Here is a 14,992-nt window from a genome sequence, read left to right as displayed (position 1 = left end):
TAACGCTAACAAGAGATATGGCTCAAGCCAACCGTATGGAGGACAGCATGGTCTCTCGTGTCATTCCGGTCGATGATTTCGATCTTGTGATCTTCGGTGCCACGGGCGATCTGGCCCACCGCAAGATCCTGCCGGGTCTGTTCCGGCGATTCGTGGCAGGGCAAATTCCCGAAACGTCCCGGATCATCGGCGCTGCTCGCACGCAGCAGGACGACGACCAGTTCCGCGACGAGGCAGGCAAGGCCATCGTCGAGTTCGCGGGCGTCAAGAAGAACGATCCCAGGCTTGTGCAATTCTTGCAATTGCTGGGCTATGTCGCCATCGACGCCAAGGGTGACGGAGGCTGGCAAGAGCTGAAATCCCGGATGCGCGACGGTGCGGTGCATGCATTCTATTTCTCGGTCGCGCCATCGCTGTTCGGCGATCTGGCCGAACGTCTGGCCAGCCACGGCATCGCCGACGATGACAGCCGTGTTGTGGTCGAGAAGCCGTTCGGTCGCGATCTGGCCTCGGCCCGCGCGCTGAACCAGATGCTGGCCCAGCATTTCCACGAACAGCAGGTCTATCGGATCGACCATTATCTGGGCAAGGAAACGGTTCAGAACCTGATGGCCGTCCGCTTCGCCAATGTGCTGTTCGAACCGCTTTGGAACGCGCAGTATGTCGATCACGTGCAGATCACCGTGGCCGAGACGGTGGGCGTGGCCGGTCGAGGCAGCTATTACGACAAGTCCGGTGCGATCCGGGACATGGTCCAGAACCACATGATGCAGCTTCTTTGCCTGATCGCGATGGAGCCGCCCTATCACTTTGACCCCAATGCCGTGCGCGACGAAAAGCTGAAAGTGATCCGGGCGCTGGAATCCTTGGAGCCGGGCGATATCGTGCGCGGCCAATATCAGGCCGACGGCAAATCGACCGGATATCTTGAGGATAGCGAAAACCCCGATTCGCGGACCGAAAGCTATGTCGCGATGAAGGTCCGCATCTCGAACTGGCGCTGGCAGGGCACGCCCTTCTATCTGCGCACCGGCAAGAAGCTGCGCGCGCGCACCAGCGAGATCGCGATCACCTTCAAGGAACCGCCGCATTCGATCTTCGACGACACCGGCGCGCCGAAGGCCAATGAACTTGTCATCCGCCTGCAACCCAATGAGGGTATGAACCTGAAGGTGATGATCAAGGAGCCGGGTCCGGGCGGGATGCGGTTGGTGCAGGTGCCGCTGGATATGTCCTTCGCGGACGCGCTGGGGGCCGAGGGGGCCGACATGCCGGATGCCTATGAACGGCTGATCATGGATGTCATCCGCGGCAATCAGACGCTGTTCATGCGCGGCGACGAGGTCGAGGCCGCGTGGGCCTGGACAGATCCGATCATCGAGGCGTGGGAAGACAGCAAGCGCCGCCCCGAGCCTTACGATGCGGGTTCGTCCGGCCCGGAAGAGGCGCTGCGCCTGATGCATCGCGACAACCGGCGCTGGAGGGAGATCAGGTCATGAGCATGGATTTCGTGGAATATCCCGATCGGGACATGCTGGCGCTGTCATTGGCGGACCGGATGGCATCGCAGCTTGCGCAGCATCTGCGCAGTAGTGAACGGGCAAGCCTGTGCGTGCCCGGTGGCACCTCGCCAACGCAGGTTTTCGAAACGCTCAGCGGTACCGATATCGACTGGGGCCGCGTGACGGTGTTTCTGGGCGACGAACGCTGGGTAGATGGCGATCACAAGCGCTCGAACAGTCGGTTGCTGCGCAGGCATCTGCTGAAGGATCGTGCGCAGGACGCGAATTACATCGATCTTTATACCGGCGATGGACAGCCCGATGACGCGACCGACAAGCTGTCGGGGATGCTGACCCCCTATCTGCCGATCACGGTCATGTTGCTGGGGATGGGCAATGACATGCACACCGCCAGCCTGTTTCCGGGCGCCGACCATCTGGCCGAGGCGTTGTCAGCCACCGCGCCGCCGGTGATGGCGATCCGCGCCGAAGGCGCTGACGAGCCGCGCATCACCCTGACCCGACCGGTGCTGTCGAATGCGATCCACACGCATCTGCTGATCATGGGCCCCGAAAAGCGCGAAGCGCTGGAACGGGCGCAGAAAATGGACCCGATCGACGCGCCGATCCGGGCGTTCCTGGATCAGGCGACCGTCCACTGGGCGGAATGAGAGGATTGAGATGAACGATATCTGGACCCGCCTGAAAGCCCACCGCGCTGCGCAGGACACCGCACGGATCGACGATCTGTTCGAAGCCGATCCCGCCCGCGCGCGCGATTTCTGCGTGGAAGCTGATGAACTGGTCTTTGATTATTCCAAGACCATGATCGATGCGGATGTGCGCGGCCTGCTGCTGGAACTGGCGCAAGATGCCCGGATCGAGGAACGTCGCGAGGCGATGTTCACCGGCGAAAGGATCAATGAAACCGAGGGTCGCGCCGTCCTGCACACGGCCCTGCGCAATCTGTCGGGCAGCGTCGTCGTTGATGGTCAGGATGTGATGCCCGCCGTGCGCGCGACCCATGAGCGGATGTCGGCGTTTGCGCGCGATGTGCGTTCGGGGGCATATCGGGGGCAGGGCGGTAGGATCACCGATATCGTGAATATCGGCATCGGCGGTTCGGATCTGGGCCCGTTCATGGCGACGCTTGCGCTGGCGCCCTATCACGACGGGCCTCGGGCGCATTTCGTCAGCAACGTCGACGGAGCCGACATCGCCGACACTCTGGCCGGGCTGAACCCCGAGACGACATTGGTGATCGTCGCGTCCAAGACCTTCACGACGATCGAGACGATGACCAACGCCCGAACCGCCCGCGAGTGGATGGCGAAGACGGTGTCCGCGCCGGCGGCGCAGTTCGCGGCGCTGTCTTCCGCCATCGACAAGACTGCCGCTTTCGGCATCGACGAATCGCGCGTCTTCGGTTTCGAGGACTGGGTGGGCGGACGCTATTCGATGTGGGGGCCGATCGGCCTGTCGCTGATGATCGCTGTCGGTCCCGATGATTTCGACCACTTTCTTGCCGGTGGCGCCGCGATGGACGCGCATTTCCGCAGCGCGCCGCTGGCCGAGAACCTGCCGGTGCTGCTGGCGCTGGTCGGCATCTGGCACCATCAGGTCTGCGGCTATCCGACCCGCGCGGTGCTGCCCTACGACAATCGCCTGATCCGGCTGCCCGCCTATCTGCAACAGCTAGAGATGGAATCGAACGGCAAGCGCGTGGCGATGGACGGCAGCGACCTGCCCACCGTTTCCGGCCCCGTCGTGTGGGGCGAGCCGGGGACCAACGGACAGCATGCCTTCTATCAGCTGATCCATCAGGGCACGATGCCGGTGCCGTGCGAATTCATTCTGGCCGCGCGCGGACACGAGGACGAACTGGCCCATCACCACATCCTGCTGGCCGCCAACTGTCTTGCCCAGTCCGAGGCGCTGATGCGCGGTCGCACGCTGGATGAGGCGCGGGCGCTGATGCAGGCCAAGGGGCTGGAAGGCGCTGAACTGGATCGGCAGGCGCGGCACCGGGTGTTCCCCGGCAACCGTCCCTCGACGACCCTTCTCATCCCGCAACTGACGCCCTTTGCGCTGGGGCAGATCGTTGCGCTTTATGAACATCGGGTCTTTGTCGAAGGTGTGATCCTGGGGATCAACAGTTTCGACCAGTGGGGCGTTGAACTGGGCAAGGAACTGGCACTGAAGGTCGAGCCGCTGTTGAAGGGCGAGGCTGCGCCCGGTCACGATCCATCGACCCAGCATCTTGCAGGGCTGTTCAGGTCGATGCGCGGCTAGGCTGTGTCCGAATGCGCGTCGTGCGACAGGGGGCCTTCGGCGGTCTGGAAAGCCGCTGGCGGCTTTTCCTTGGCGGCAAGACCGACTAGGTTCGCGCGCAGGAAAAGGATGCGGACATGTCGTTCTTCACGAAACTGCGCGAGCGGCTGACCCGCTCATCCTCGAAAATCGGCGAGGGGCTGGACGATATCGTCGGCGACGGCGCACCTGCGGATGATCGGGCAGTAGTGCCTGCCGACGATCAGGCGCAAGCACCAGCCGAGCCTTCACCAACTTCTGCGCCCGACCAACCTGCACCGCAGCAATCGTCCGGTCTGGTCGGACGGCTGTTCAGACGCGGCGACGCGTCAGCCCCCGACGAGCCGCGCCGGGCGCTGGACGACGAGATGCTGGAAGAGTTGGAGGATATGCTGGTCCAGACCGATCTGGGCGTCGAGACCGCGTTGCGGGTGACGGCCAACATCGCCGAAGGCCGGATGGGCCGGCGGGTGTCCTCGACCGAGCTGAAGCAGCTGCTGGCGGCCGAGATTGCGCGGATCATGACGCCGGTGGCCAAGCCTTTGCCGCTGTATCCCAGAAAGCCGCAAGTGGTGCTGGTTGTCGGTGTGAACGGGTCCGGCAAGACCACCACCATCGGCAAGCTGGCAAGCCAGTTCAAGGCGGCTGGCAAGAATGTCGTGATTGCCGCGGGCGATACGTTCCGTGCGGCCGCGGTCGAGCAGTTGCAGGTCTGGGGTCAGCGGGCGGGCGTTCCGGTCATGGTGGCCGCGCAGGGATCCGATCCTGCCAGCCTCGCCTTCGACGCGATGACGAGGGCCGAGGCGGAAGGCGCGGATCTGCTGATGATCGACACGGCAGGGCGGCTGCAGAACCGTCAGGATCTGATGGAAGAACTGGCCAAGATCGTCCGCGTGATCCGCAAGAAAGACCCCTCGGCGCCGCACAACACGCTTCTGGTGCTGGATGCGACGACCGGGCAGAACGCGCTGAGCCAGGTCGAGACATTCCGCAAGCTGGCCGATGTCTCGGGTCTTGTGATGACCAAGCTGGACGGCACGGCGCGTGGTGGCGTGCTGGTCGCGCTGGCCGACAGGTTCGGCCTGCCGATCCATGCGATCGGCGTGGGCGAACAGATCGACGATCTGGATGCATTCGACGCGGAAGAGTTCGCGCGCGCCCTTGTCGGCCTGTAGTCGATAGTCCGCAGCGGCCGGATGCGCGCCCGGAAAAGCGCGTTTGTCATCGCATGCCGATGCCACGCGCACATTCCGCGCAAGCACGCCAATTATCTGATCTGCAAGGGAAGTGGCAGCCCGTAGGGGAATCGAACCCCTCTTTCCAGGTTGAAAACCTGGCGTCCTAACCGATAGACGAACGGGCCACTTTCTGAACGCTTCCGGGCGACCCGGCGGCGTGGAGCGGTGTTTAGGCAAAGCGGCCGATAGGCGCAAGGGGAATTTTGGACGCCCCGGCGAATTTTTTCAGGCCTGCTGGCCGGGGTGTTTCTAACCGCTAAGCGAACCTGCAAGAACAAGCCACAAGGGCAGGGTCAGCGCTGAAAGAACCGTCTGCCAGGTGAACATGTCGGCATAGAATTCAGCGTCACCGCCCATCTGCCGCGCAAGGATATAGCCGACCGGGGCGCCGGGCGCCGCCGTTGCCAGAAGGCCCGAGGCAAGCTGGCCGCCGGGCAGCTCCATCAGAACCGCGACCCCCAGAAACAGCGCCGGACACAGCAGCAGCCGCATCGCGACGCCGATCCACATGGCCGGGTCGCTTTGCCACAGGCGCCGGATCTGGATCCCCGCACCCACCGTCAGCAGCCCCACGGCAAGCGCCCCCTGTCCCAGCCAGTCCAGCGGCGCGATGATCCACGGCGCAAGCTGGATGCCGCTGAGATTCAGCGCCAGCCCCGCGACGCAGGACAGCACCAGCGGGTTGCGCAGAACCTCGGCACCGATGCGACCAACGACCTGCGGGCCGGTCGTTCGCGGCCGAGAGGCGTCCTCGGGCGGAAACAGCGTCAGCGAGATGATCGCCGCAATATTGAAAGTGGGGATCAGGAACGCAAAGGCCACCGCCAGATCGCTGAGGGCACGCGGTCCCAGACCCTGTGCCGCGACCGCAAGGATCAGCAGCGAATTGAACCGCATCGCGCCTTGGAACATCGAGCTGGTGCGCGGATTGTTCAATCGCAACGGTCGCCGCAGGGCCAATGCCAGCGCGCCGGTGGTGCCAAAGGCAATCACCAGCGTCAGCAGGTACTGACCCAGCGCACCGATGGTCAGTTCCGACCGGTAGATCGAAGTCAGCAGGATTGCCGGGAACAGGATGCGGAACCCAAGCTGTTCGATGCCGGGCCAGTTCTGCGGCGCGATCAGGTTCCAGCGCCGCGCGGCATGTCCCAAGGCGACCAGCGCAATCACGGGAAGGATCGATAGGGCAGCTTGCATGACGTTCCTTGCGGATCAGCGGGCTTCTTGCAGCCTCTGTCGCGGGCTTGTAAACCGCCGCTGAACGAAAGGGAAAGCCATGTCGATCACCGAGGACGAGGCCCGCAAGGTCGCGCATCTGGCGCGCATCGCGGTCGAGGATGAGGCGCTGCCGGCGCTGGCGCGCGAACTTAGCGGAATCCTGCAATTCATGGAGCAGCTGAACGAGGTCGATGTCGAGGGAGTCGAGCCGATGACCGGGGTGATTCCGATGCGGTTGAAACGGCGCGAGGACGTCGTGACGACGGGCGGGATGCCCGACAAGATCCTGGCGAACGCGCCCGACGCCCGAGAGGGGTTCTTTGCGGTGCCGAAGGTGGTGGAATGAGCGACCTGAACACACTGACCATTGCCGACGCGCGGGACGCCCTGTCCGGCGGCGAGGTGACATCGGTCGAACTGACCGAGGCCTGCCTTGGGGCGATCGGGGCATCGGGGCCGCTGAACGCATTTGTTCACGGCACGCCCGAGAAGGCCGCCGAAATGGCCCGTGCGGCGGATGCGCGGATCAGGGCGGGCGATGCGGTCGCGATGACCGGCATTCCTGTCGGCATCAAGGATGTATTCTGCGTCAAGGGCGTGCCCAGCCAGGCGGCGAGCCGCATTCTGGACGGCTTCACCCCCGAATACGAATCCACCGTCACGCAGAATCTGTGGAATGCCGGCGCGGTGATGCTGGGCAAGCTGAACATGGACGAATTCGCCATGGGGTCCACCAACGAGGCCAGCTGCTATGGCCGCGCGGTGAACCCATGGAAAGGGGCCGATGGTCAGGAGTTGACGCCAGGCGGATCGTCGGGCGGATCGGCTGCGGCCGTGGCAGCGGATCTGTGCCTTGGTGCGACCGGTACCGATACCGGCGGCTCGATCCGTCAGCCCGCGGCGTTCACCGGCACGGTCGGCCTGCGCCCGACCTATGGCCGTGTCAGTCGCTGGGGCGTGATCGCCTATGCCAGTTCGCTGGATCAGGCAGGGCCGATGACCAAGACGGTGCGCGACGCGGCGATCATGCTGGGCGCCATGGCATCTGTCGATCCGCAGGATTCGACCAGCGCCGATCTGCCGGTGCCGGACTACGAATCGCTGCTGACCGGCGATATCCGCGGCAAGAAGATCGGCATTCCGCGGGAATACCGCATCGACGGCATGCCCGACGATATCGCCGCGCTGTGGGACAAGGGTGCCGACATGCTGCGCGATGCCGGGGCCGAGATCGTCGATATCAGCCTGCCGCACACGAAATACGCGCTGCCTGCCTATTACGTCATCGCGCCGGCCGAGGCGTCCTCGAACCTCGCGCGCTATGACGGCGTGCGCTATGGCCGCCGCGCCCGGCTGGGGCAGGGCGACGGGATCGTCGAGATGTATGAAAAGACCCGCGCCGAGGGTTTCGGCCCCGAGGTGCAGCGCCGCATCATGATCGGCACCTATGTGCTGTCGGCAGGCTTCTATGACGCCTATTACAACCGCGCCCGCAAGGTTCGTGCGCTGATCAAGCGCGATTTCGACACGGCGTATGCGGACGGCATCGACGCGATCCTGGCGCCGACAACGCCATCGGCTGCTTTCGCCTTGGGGGCGATGGACAATTCGGACCCTGTCGCGATGTATCTTCAGGACGTGTTTACGGTCACGCTGAACCTTGCCGGTCTGCCGGGCATCTCGGTCCCGGTCGGGCAGGACAAGCAGGGCCTGCCGCTGGGGCTGCAACTGATCGGCAGACCCTTCGAAGAGGGCGAACTGCTGAATCAGGCGCTGGTTCTGGAACGCGCCGCGGGATTTGTGGTCAAGCCGCAGCGCTGGTGGTAGGTTCCCAAAGAATGGAACGGTTGGCGGAGGCAATATGCGCGGCTGGGTGTTGATTTCGGTGCTGGCGCTGGCCGGCTGTGGCGAGCATTTGGGCTGGAATCCGAACTATCAGTTCGGCGCTTCCCGCTATGGTGAATACCGGGCGGCGCGCGAGATTGCCCTGACCACCGATCAGAACGCGCCGCAGACCATCCCGATCACGTTGCCGGCCAAGGCGCCGACCCCCGAGGACATCGCCGGGCAATCGCCTGTGCCGGTGCCCGCCACGATGGGCGTCGGCGCGCGGCGCGCCGCGGCGGCGCCGACGCAGATCGCCCCCAAGGCGATGCTGCCGACCACATCCAGCGGACCCTATCCCGGCACGACGCCGGTTCTGGTCCGCTACGCCTTTGCGGTCGATCATGCTCCGGGAACGGCGATTTACGGTCGATCCGGCGCGTCCGCCGCTCAGGCGGCGCGCGCCTGCGCAGGTTTTGCCAGCGACAACGATGCACAGACGGCATTCCTTGCTGCTGGTGGGCCGCGTCAGGATCCGCGCGGCATGGATCCGGATGGCGACGGCTTCGTGTGCGGCTGGGATCCCGCACCCTTCCGCCAATCGCAGCTTTGACATCGACAGGCCTCAGTCCGAATCACGGCGATCGCAGGGGCCAGCGCCCCGAGATGGTCGTGCTACACTATACCGGCATGGCGGATGCGACATCCGCGCGTGACCGTCTGTGTGATCCCTCGTCCGAGGTCAGCGCGCACTGGCTGATCGACGAGGACGGCACCGTCGAATCGCTGGTCCCCGAGGACAGACGCGCATGGCATGCCGGCGATGGATCCTGGCAGGGCCGCGACGACGTCAATTCCCGCAGCATCGGCATCGAGATCGTCAATCCCGGTGACCGGCCCTTTGCGGCGGCGCAGATGGATGCGCTGGTTGATCTGCTGGACGCGATCCGTTCGCGCTGGCAGATCGGTGCGGATGCGGTCATCGGGCATTCGGACATGGCGCCCGGTCGAAAATCCGATCCCGGCCCGCGGTTCGACTGGGAACGGCTGGCCCTTCAGGGGCATGCGACATGGCCGGGGCCGGATGCGGCGGCACGGCCTCTGTCGGAAAGCCTCGACAGGATCGGCTATCCACCCTGCGATCCCGAAATTCGCCTTGCGGCGTTCCGCCTGCGGTTTCGGCCATGGGCGCGCGGGCCCGAGACCGCCGACGACCGCCGCTGCGCCGCGGCGATTGCCACGGTCTGATCTTCCTTCTTGCGAAAACACCCCGTGGCAAGCCGTGCATCTTGCGTGACGGGGGCTGCGCCCCATTGACCGCGGCTGTCGCGCGCGCCATATCAGCCTCGCGCGGAGGGCCGGATGGCCGCGGCGGTGAAAGTCGTCGAGGAAAGTCCGGACTCCATGAGGCGACGGTGCCGGGTAACGCCCGGCGGGGGCAACCCCAGGGAAAGCGCCACAGAGAACAGACCGCCGCTGTCCGCAGCGGCAAGGGTGAAACGGTGGGGTAAGAGCCCACCGGGGGGCTGGCAACAGTGCCCGCATGGCAAGCCCCACCGGGAGCAATGCCGAATAGGGACCGCGCGCGGGGGCAACCCCGCAGGGCCGCCTTGCCCCAGCAGGTCCGGGTAGGCAGCTTGATCCGGTCGGTAACGGCCGGGCCAGAGGAATGGTCATCGCCCCGGCAGAATGTCGGGGGCACAGAATCCGGCTTACAGGCCCTCCGCGCGACAACTGCATGGCAGCCATGCAGACCACGAATCGCCGAAATTTTCAGCGATTCACGGTTGACTCTATAGGCCTCGCGGATAGAAGGCGGGTTCCAACGAATTCCACGGGGTCTCGCATGCTGCGACTTTCCCCGAAGCAGGAGCGAAGACCATGGCGAAGCCGACGACCATCAAGATCCGGCTGAACTCGACGGCCGGCACCGGTCACTTCTATGTGACCAAGAAGAACGCACGGACGATGACCGAAAAGATGACGGTTCGCAAATACGATCCGGTCGTGCGTCAGCATGTCGAATACAAGGAAGGCAAGATCAAGTAAGATCTTCCTGTCTTGACGGATTGCAGGGCCGCGCCATATGGCAGCGGCCTTTTCGTCGTTTTCGGGTCTGGCGCATCGCAGCCGTCTTGCGACCGCCCTGCGGGTTGCCTAGCTTGCGATCATGGAACTGACCGTCAACCGACAACGCCACCAGATCGACGCCGAAGCCGGGATGCCGCTGCTTTGGGTGCTGCGCGATATCCTGGGGCTGACGGGCACGAAATATGGCTGCGGCATTGCCCAATGCGGAGCGTGCACGGTCCATATCGATGGCGTGGCGGTCCGGTCGTGCCAGATCGCGCTGGCGGATGTCGGCGGCGAGGTCACCACCATCGAAGGTCTCGGCACGCCCGATGCGCCGCACCCGGTCCAGCAGGCCTGGATAGATCATCAGGTCGCGCAATGCGGTTACTGCCAATCGGGCCAGATCATGTCCGCCGCCGCGATGCTGGCCCTGCAGGGCGAACCTGATGACGCGCAGATCGACCGCATCATGTCGGCCAATCTTTGCCGCTGTGCCACCTATCCCCGCATCCGCGCTGCGATCCACGATGCCGCGCGCCGTCTGGCGACAGGCTGATGTCGCGGGCGGGACGCATCGCGCGACGCGGCTTTCTGGTCGGATCGGTCGCGATCGCGGGCGGTGTGGCATTCGGTGCGTGGCGCTATACCCGCCCGCTGCCCGATCCTTTCGCGAAGGGCCTGTCGCCCGGCACCGATGCGTTGAACCCTTATGTCCTGATCGACGCATCGGGCATCACGCTGATCGCGCCGCGCGCGGACAAGGGTCAGGGCGCGCGCTGGATCCAGGCCGCGCTGATTGCCGAGGAACTGGATATCGACCCGGCCGGCGCGCGCATCGAGCCCGGTCCCGTCAGCAAGACCTACTACAACACCGCGCTGCTGCAGGAAAATCTGCCCATCGATCCGACTGATACCGGCTGGCTTGCGCAGACGCTCCGGGCCGGGTCGGACGTGCCGGCGCGCCTGCTGGGGCTGCAGATCACCGGCGGTTCATCATCCGTGCCGGACGGGTTCGAGAAACTGCGGAGCGCAGGCGCAGTCGCGCGCGAGACACTGAAACAGGCCGCGGCGATGCGCGAAGGTCTGTCCCGCGCGGATCTTCGCACCGGCGACGGCAATGTCATCCTGCCCGATGGCCAGCGCATTCCCTATACCGAACTGGCCGCCGAAGCGGCGTCCATCGTGCCGGTGCAGGATGTCGTGCTGCGCGCACCCTCTCAATGGCGGATACTGGGCAAGCCCGTCCAGCGGGCCGATATCGTGGCGAAATCTACCGGCACCCAGCGATACGGCATCGATCTTGCTTTTGACGGGATGCTTTATGCATCGGTCAGGGCCGCGCCGGCGGGGTCAAGCGTCGCGAAGGTCGAGGCGGCGGCTGCCAAGGGGATGCGCGGCGTTCATTCGATCGTCCCGATCAGGGACGGGATTGCCGTCGTCGCCGACAATACCTGGCGTGCCATGCAGGCACTGCAGGCGATCACCATCGACTGGGCGTTCCCAGATCTTCCCGGCGATCAGCAGGCGGTCTGGGACGGCCTGACAGCGGCGCTGGACACGGCGCAGATCGACAGCCGACCCCGCGAAATCGGTGACGTCGAGAACGCCCTGGCGGCGGGAGCCGTGATCGAGGCCGAGTACCGTGTTCCGTTCCTTGCCCACGCGCCCCTGGAGCCGATGAATGCCACCGTCCGCATCACCGACAGCCAGTGCGAGATCTGGACCGGCACGCAGATCCCCGATTTCGTCGTCGCAAAGGTGGCCGCGCTGACCGGGCTTGGCGAAGACAGCATCCAGGTTCACAACCAGATGATCGGCGGCAGTTTCGGCCGGCGGCTGGAACTTGATTTCATCCTGCAAGCGGTTCAGATCGCGCAATCGGTGCCTGGCCGTCCGGTGAAGATGATCTGGTCGCGCGAGGAGGATTTCGCCCATGATCAGCCGCGCCCGGCGCAGATCGCGCGTGGCCGGGGGCGGGTCGCGAATGGGCAGATCGTGGCGCTTGATCTGGCCATCGCCACGCCTTCCGTCACGGCATCGTGGTTCGGTCGCGTCTGGCGCGCCCTGCCGGGACCTGACGCAACGATCACGGCTGGTGCAGGCGATCAGCCCTTGGCGATCCCGAACTATCGCGTCACCGGCCATCGCGCGGATGAGGTGTTTCCGGTCAGCAGCTGGCGCTCGGTCGGGGCATCCGGCAACGGGTTTCTGCATGGGTGCTTTCTGGACGAACTTTTCGCGGCTGCCGATCTTGATCCGCTGCAGGGCATGATCGACCTGTGTAGTCACGATGTGTCACGCCGAGTGCTGAACGAGTTGCGCGAAATCTCGGGATGGACGGGCCGCGCGGCAGGGCAGGGACGCGGCAGAGGGGTCGCGTTCTGCCTGTCCTTCGGGGTGCCTTGCGCCCAGGTCGTCGACGTGGCGGACACAGCGAAGGGGATGCGGATCACGCGTGCTTTCGCGGTCGCCGATATCGGCACGGTCCTTGATCCGGTGAACGCCCAGGCGCAGCTGTCCGGCGGGATGCTGTTCGGTCTGGGTCACGCGATGAACTGCGAACTGACCTACCGCGATCATGTGCCCGAACAAACGAACTTTCACGAGTATCAGGCGATGCGCCTGCATCAGGCACCCGAAATCACAGTCCGTCTTCTGGAAAACGGCCCGCTGCGTGGGCTGGGCGAACCCGGTGTGCCGCCTGCCGCGCCGGCCTTGGCCAACGCGATTTTCGCGGCCACCGGGCAGCGCATCCGGGAACTGCCATTGTCCCGGAAAGTTCGTTTCGTATGATCCGCGCCGCGCTTGTCCTGTTATTGCTTGTTCACCCCGCCGGGGCCGAGGTCATGTCATCCGTCGTGGCACCGCCCCAGGAAGGGTCGGTCATCCGCGAGGACGGGCTGGCCGCGTGGGATCGTGTTCATGCCGTGGTCTCGCATCCCAGATGCGCGAATTGCCATGTCGGTGCGGACAATGTCCCGATGTGGTCCGGCCCCGAATATCCGCAGACCGGGCCGCACGGCATGAATATCGACGCGGGCGACAGCCGGATCGGGGCCGAGACACTGCCCTGCACCACCTGCCACGTCACCTCGTCCGCGCCGGCAAACGGGCCGAACGACGCGCCCGCCGCGATGATCGACTGGCAGTTGGCGCCGGTCGAGATGATCTGGTTCGGCCAAAGCAGTGCCCAGATCTGCGCGCAGATGTCGGATCCCGCCCGCAATGGCGGCCGCGACTGGATCCAGCTGGCCGAACATCTTCGCGACGATGCCGCGCATGGTGGTTTTGTTGCCTGGGGGTTCGCGCCGGGAGGCGGGCGTCAGCCCGCGCCCGGTGACCTGCAATCCCATATTGACGACGTCCTGAAATGGGGCGCAGCGGGGCAACCATGTCCGGGATGATCACCGACCCATTCGTTGCGCTAGCGGTGCGGCCGGGTGGCGCGCTTGCCTTGCTGATCCGGGCCGAAGGCGGGTTTCCGCGTCGCCCCGGCGCGGTGATGGCGCTGTGGCCGGACGGCAGCCGTATCGGCCGTCTGGGGGCGGGGTGCATCGATGCCGACATCGCCGCCCATCTTGAAGGTCCCGATCCGGTCAAGCGGTTGATCTATGGGGTCGGCGGGCCGGTCGACCTGCCCTTGCCCTGTGGCGGCACGGTCGAAATCGCTTTGATCCGCAATCCCGACCCCGACTGGTTGAATGATGTCATGAACGACCGACGCGTCCGCACGACCGGTCAATGGACCGTGGATCTGACGACCGGGCGCGCAGCCCGCGACCCCTCAGGTCGGCACGGGCCGCGGGATTCGGGCTTTCATCTGACCCTTCCGCCCCCCTGCGCCGTGCATATCCACGGCAATGGCGACGAGGCTGAGGCATTGGCAGGAATGCTGCGCGGCCTGGGACTGGACTGTCATCTTGGCGCGCAGGCGGTGCCGGTCGATCAGCATACGGCCGTGGTCACCCTGTTTCACGATCATGACCGCGAACTGGCCCCCTTGAAGGCGGCACTGCAATCAGCTGCATTCTATGTCGGTGCGCTGGGATCGCGCCGCGCCCAGCTTGCCCGTCTTGCAGCATTGCGAGAGGCGGGGCTGACCGAGGCGCAACTGGTCCGGCTGCGTGGGCCGATCGGGGTCGTCGCACCCGTGCGCGAACCGAAACTGCTGGCCGCGTCGGTTCTTACCGAAATTCTTGCCGCCTATGAACAGGAATTCGGATGATCCGCGCCGGGCTGTTGCTGGCCGCCGGGGCTTCGCGCCGCTTCGGTGCCGACGACAAGCTGCTGGCATCGCTGCGGGACAAACCCCTGATCGCATATGCCGCCCAGGCGATGCGAGACACGGCGCTGGACCAGCGTCTGGCCGTGATCGCCAACCCCGCCCTGGTGCCGCATCTTGACGGGTTCAAGATCCTGCGGATCGTGCCCGGCATGCAATCCGACAGTCTTCGCGCCGGTCTGGCGGCACTGCGGCGCCCCGATCGGCTGCTGATCACGTTGGCCGACATGCCGTTCATCGACAGTCGTCATCTGGACCGTATCCTTGACGCGACCACGGATGACTGTCCCGCCGCAAGCAGCGACGATGGTCGGCCGATGCCGCCCGCGTGTTTTCCGTCAAGCTGGCTTGACCGCCTGTGCGGGCTGACCGGCGATCGCGGCGCGGGACAGCTGATCCGCGACCTTCCGACCGATGCGCTTGTGTCGGCGCCCGGGCGTCTTGTCGATATCGACACGCCGGATGATCTGGCCAAGGAAGAAGGGGCGACCTGAACAGGCCGCCCCTTGCGTTGATCGGATCGTGGGGATGCGATGATCCCGCGA

15 protein-coding genes, 1 tRNA gene and 1 other RNA gene are annotated in these 14,992 nt (G+C 65.1%); 15 read left to right on the top strand and 2 right to left on the bottom strand.

Annotated features, from left to right (window positions below; all coding sequences use genetic code 11):
• The first annotated feature begins 47 nt into the window (after positions 1-47).
• The 4 genes from zwf to ftsY all read left to right on the top strand — a co-directional run bounded on the left by zwf (position 48) and on the right by ftsY (position 4,987).
• Positions 48-1,499, top strand: a complete 1,452-nt coding sequence (gene zwf / locus J7359_RS10770; protein ID WP_209056672.1) for a glucose-6-phosphate dehydrogenase — start codon at positions 48-50, stop codon at positions 1,497-1,499.
• Between the two features lie 2 nt (positions 1,500-1,501).
• Positions 1,502-2,173, top strand: coding sequence for a 6-phosphogluconolactonase (pgl, locus tag J7359_RS10765; protein ID WP_209056671.1), 672 nt, complete (start codon positions 1,502-1,504; stop codon positions 2,171-2,173).
• A gap of 10 nt (positions 2,174-2,183) precedes the next feature.
• On the top strand, positions 2,184-3,794 hold the full coding sequence (gene pgi / locus J7359_RS10760; RefSeq protein ID WP_209056638.1) for a glucose-6-phosphate isomerase: 1,611 nt from the start codon (positions 2,184-2,186) through the stop codon (positions 3,792-3,794).
• Between the two features lie 116 nt (positions 3,795-3,910).
• The gene (gene ftsY / locus J7359_RS10755) at positions 3,911-4,987 is read left to right on the top strand and encodes a signal recognition particle-docking protein FtsY (RefSeq protein WP_209056637.1); all 1,077 of its coding nucleotides are present in this window, start codon (positions 3,911-3,913) and stop codon (positions 4,985-4,987) included.
• Between the two features lie 113 nt (positions 4,988-5,100).
• Here the strand turns inward: ftsY and J7359_RS10750 are convergent.
• Positions 5,101-5,175 (bottom strand) — tRNA-Glu (locus J7359_RS10750).
• Between the two features lie 124 nt (positions 5,176-5,299).
• Entirely contained in the window at positions 5,300-6,247 is a 948-nt protein-coding gene (locus J7359_RS10745; protein ID WP_209056636.1) for an AEC family transporter, read from the bottom strand.
• Positions 6,248-6,326: 79 nt separating this feature from the next.
• Here J7359_RS10745 and gatC point away from each other — a divergent pair, with 79 nt between their 5' ends.
• The 11 genes from gatC to J7359_RS10690 all read left to right on the top strand — a co-directional run bounded on the left by gatC (position 6,327) and on the right by J7359_RS10690 (position 14,941).
• Positions 6,327-6,614, top strand: coding sequence for an Asp-tRNA(Asn)/Glu-tRNA(Gln) amidotransferase subunit GatC (gatC, locus tag J7359_RS10740; RefSeq protein ID WP_209056635.1), 288 nt, complete (start codon positions 6,327-6,329; stop codon positions 6,612-6,614).
• The gene (gene gatA, locus J7359_RS10735; RefSeq protein WP_209056634.1) at positions 6,611-8,095 is read left to right on the top strand and encodes an Asp-tRNA(Asn)/Glu-tRNA(Gln) amidotransferase subunit GatA; all 1,485 of its coding nucleotides are present in this window, start codon (positions 6,611-6,613) and stop codon (positions 8,093-8,095) included. Before gatC ends, gatA begins: the two co-directional genes overlap by 4 nt.
• Positions 8,096-8,129: 34 nt before the next feature.
• Positions 8,130-8,705 carry a hypothetical protein gene (locus tag J7359_RS10730; RefSeq protein WP_209056633.1) on the top strand — a complete coding sequence of 192 codons (576 nt, stop codon included), beginning with the start codon at positions 8,130-8,132 and terminating at the stop codon, positions 8,703-8,705.
• Positions 8,702-9,340 (top strand): N-acetylmuramoyl-L-alanine amidase, encoded by a 639-nt coding sequence (locus J7359_RS10725; protein WP_348524370.1) that lies wholly within the window; start codon positions 8,702-8,704, stop codon positions 9,338-9,340. Before J7359_RS10730 ends, J7359_RS10725 begins: the two co-directional genes overlap by 4 nt.
• A gap of 102 nt (positions 9,341-9,442) precedes the next feature.
• Positions 9,443-9,823, top strand: an RNA gene (gene rnpB / locus J7359_RS10720) — RNase P RNA component class A.
• Positions 9,824-9,973: 150 nt separating this feature from the next.
• Positions 9,974-10,141 carry a 50S ribosomal protein L33 gene (rpmG, locus tag J7359_RS10715; RefSeq protein ID WP_022707377.1) on the top strand — a complete coding sequence of 56 codons (168 nt, stop codon included), beginning with the start codon at positions 9,974-9,976 and terminating at the stop codon, positions 10,139-10,141.
• 121 nt (positions 10,142-10,262) lie between these two features.
• Complete coding sequence (locus tag J7359_RS10710; protein ID WP_209056632.1) at positions 10,263-10,721, top strand: (2Fe-2S)-binding protein; 459 nt, start codon at positions 10,263-10,265, stop codon at positions 10,719-10,721.
• Entirely contained in the window at positions 10,721-12,958 is a 2,238-nt protein-coding gene (locus J7359_RS10705; RefSeq protein WP_209056631.1) for a molybdopterin cofactor-binding domain-containing protein, read from the top strand. The genes J7359_RS10710 and J7359_RS10705 overlap by 1 nt, the downstream gene beginning before the upstream one ends.
• Positions 12,955-13,569, top strand: a complete 615-nt coding sequence (locus J7359_RS10700; protein ID WP_209056630.1) for a hypothetical protein — start codon at positions 12,955-12,957, stop codon at positions 13,567-13,569. Before J7359_RS10705 ends, J7359_RS10700 begins: the two co-directional genes overlap by 4 nt.
• Positions 13,566-14,390 (top strand): XdhC family protein, encoded by an 825-nt coding sequence (locus J7359_RS10695; RefSeq protein WP_209056629.1) that lies wholly within the window; start codon positions 13,566-13,568, stop codon positions 14,388-14,390. Before J7359_RS10700 ends, J7359_RS10695 begins: the two co-directional genes overlap by 4 nt.
• Positions 14,387-14,941 (top strand): nucleotidyltransferase family protein, encoded by a 555-nt coding sequence (locus tag J7359_RS10690; protein ID WP_209056628.1) that lies wholly within the window; start codon positions 14,387-14,389, stop codon positions 14,939-14,941. Before J7359_RS10695 ends, J7359_RS10690 begins: the two co-directional genes overlap by 4 nt.
• The last annotated feature ends 51 nt before the right edge of the window (positions 14,942-14,992 follow it).

The sequence above is a fragment of the Paracoccus sp. R12_2 genome, from assembly GCF_017744015.1.
In the GTDB taxonomy this organism is placed as follows: Bacteria; Pseudomonadota; Alphaproteobacteria; order Rhodobacterales; family Rhodobacteraceae; genus Paracoccus.
Note: the sequence above shows the minus strand (reverse complement) of the source record. Positions and strands in the feature narration are given on the sequence as shown.

Bases quoted from the DNA above. Each gene is read 5' to 3' on its own strand.
- J7359_RS10705 (WP_209056631.1), top strand. From the start codon at position 10,721: ATGTCGCGGGCGGGACGCATCGCGCGACGCGGCTTTCTGGTCGGATCG.
- ftsY (WP_209056637.1), top strand. From the start codon at position 3,911: ATGTCGTTCTTCACGAAACTGCGCGAGCGGCTGACCCGCTCATCCTCG.
- J7359_RS10730 (WP_209056633.1), top strand. From the start codon at position 8,130: ATGCGCGGCTGGGTGTTGATTTCGGTGCTGGCGCTGGCCGGCTGTGGC.
- J7359_RS10695 (WP_209056629.1), top strand. From the start codon at position 13,566: ATGATCACCGACCCATTCGTTGCGCTAGCGGTGCGGCCGGGTGGCGCG.
- gatA (WP_209056634.1), top strand. From the start codon at position 6,611: ATGAGCGACCTGAACACACTGACCATTGCCGACGCGCGGGACGCCCTG.
- rpmG (WP_022707377.1), top strand. From the start codon at position 9,974: ATGGCGAAGCCGACGACCATCAAGATCCGGCTGAACTCGACGGCCGGC.
- zwf (WP_209056672.1), top strand. From the start codon at position 48: ATGGTCTCTCGTGTCATTCCGGTCGATGATTTCGATCTTGTGATCTTC.
- J7359_RS10710 (WP_209056632.1), top strand. From the start codon at position 10,263: ATGGAACTGACCGTCAACCGACAACGCCACCAGATCGACGCCGAAGCC.
- pgi (WP_209056638.1), top strand. From the start codon at position 2,184: ATGAACGATATCTGGACCCGCCTGAAAGCCCACCGCGCTGCGCAGGAC.
- gatC (WP_209056635.1), top strand. From the start codon at position 6,327: ATGTCGATCACCGAGGACGAGGCCCGCAAGGTCGCGCATCTGGCGCGC.
- pgl (WP_209056671.1), top strand. From the start codon at position 1,502: ATGGATTTCGTGGAATATCCCGATCGGGACATGCTGGCGCTGTCATTG.
- J7359_RS10700 (WP_209056630.1), top strand. From the start codon at position 12,955: ATGATCCGCGCCGCGCTTGTCCTGTTATTGCTTGTTCACCCCGCCGGG.
- J7359_RS10690 (WP_209056628.1), top strand. From the start codon at position 14,387: ATGATCCGCGCCGGGCTGTTGCTGGCCGCCGGGGCTTCGCGCCGCTTC.
- J7359_RS10745 (WP_209056636.1), bottom strand. From the start codon at position 6,247: ATGCAAGCTGCCCTATCGATCCTTCCCGTGATTGCGCTGGTCGCCTTG.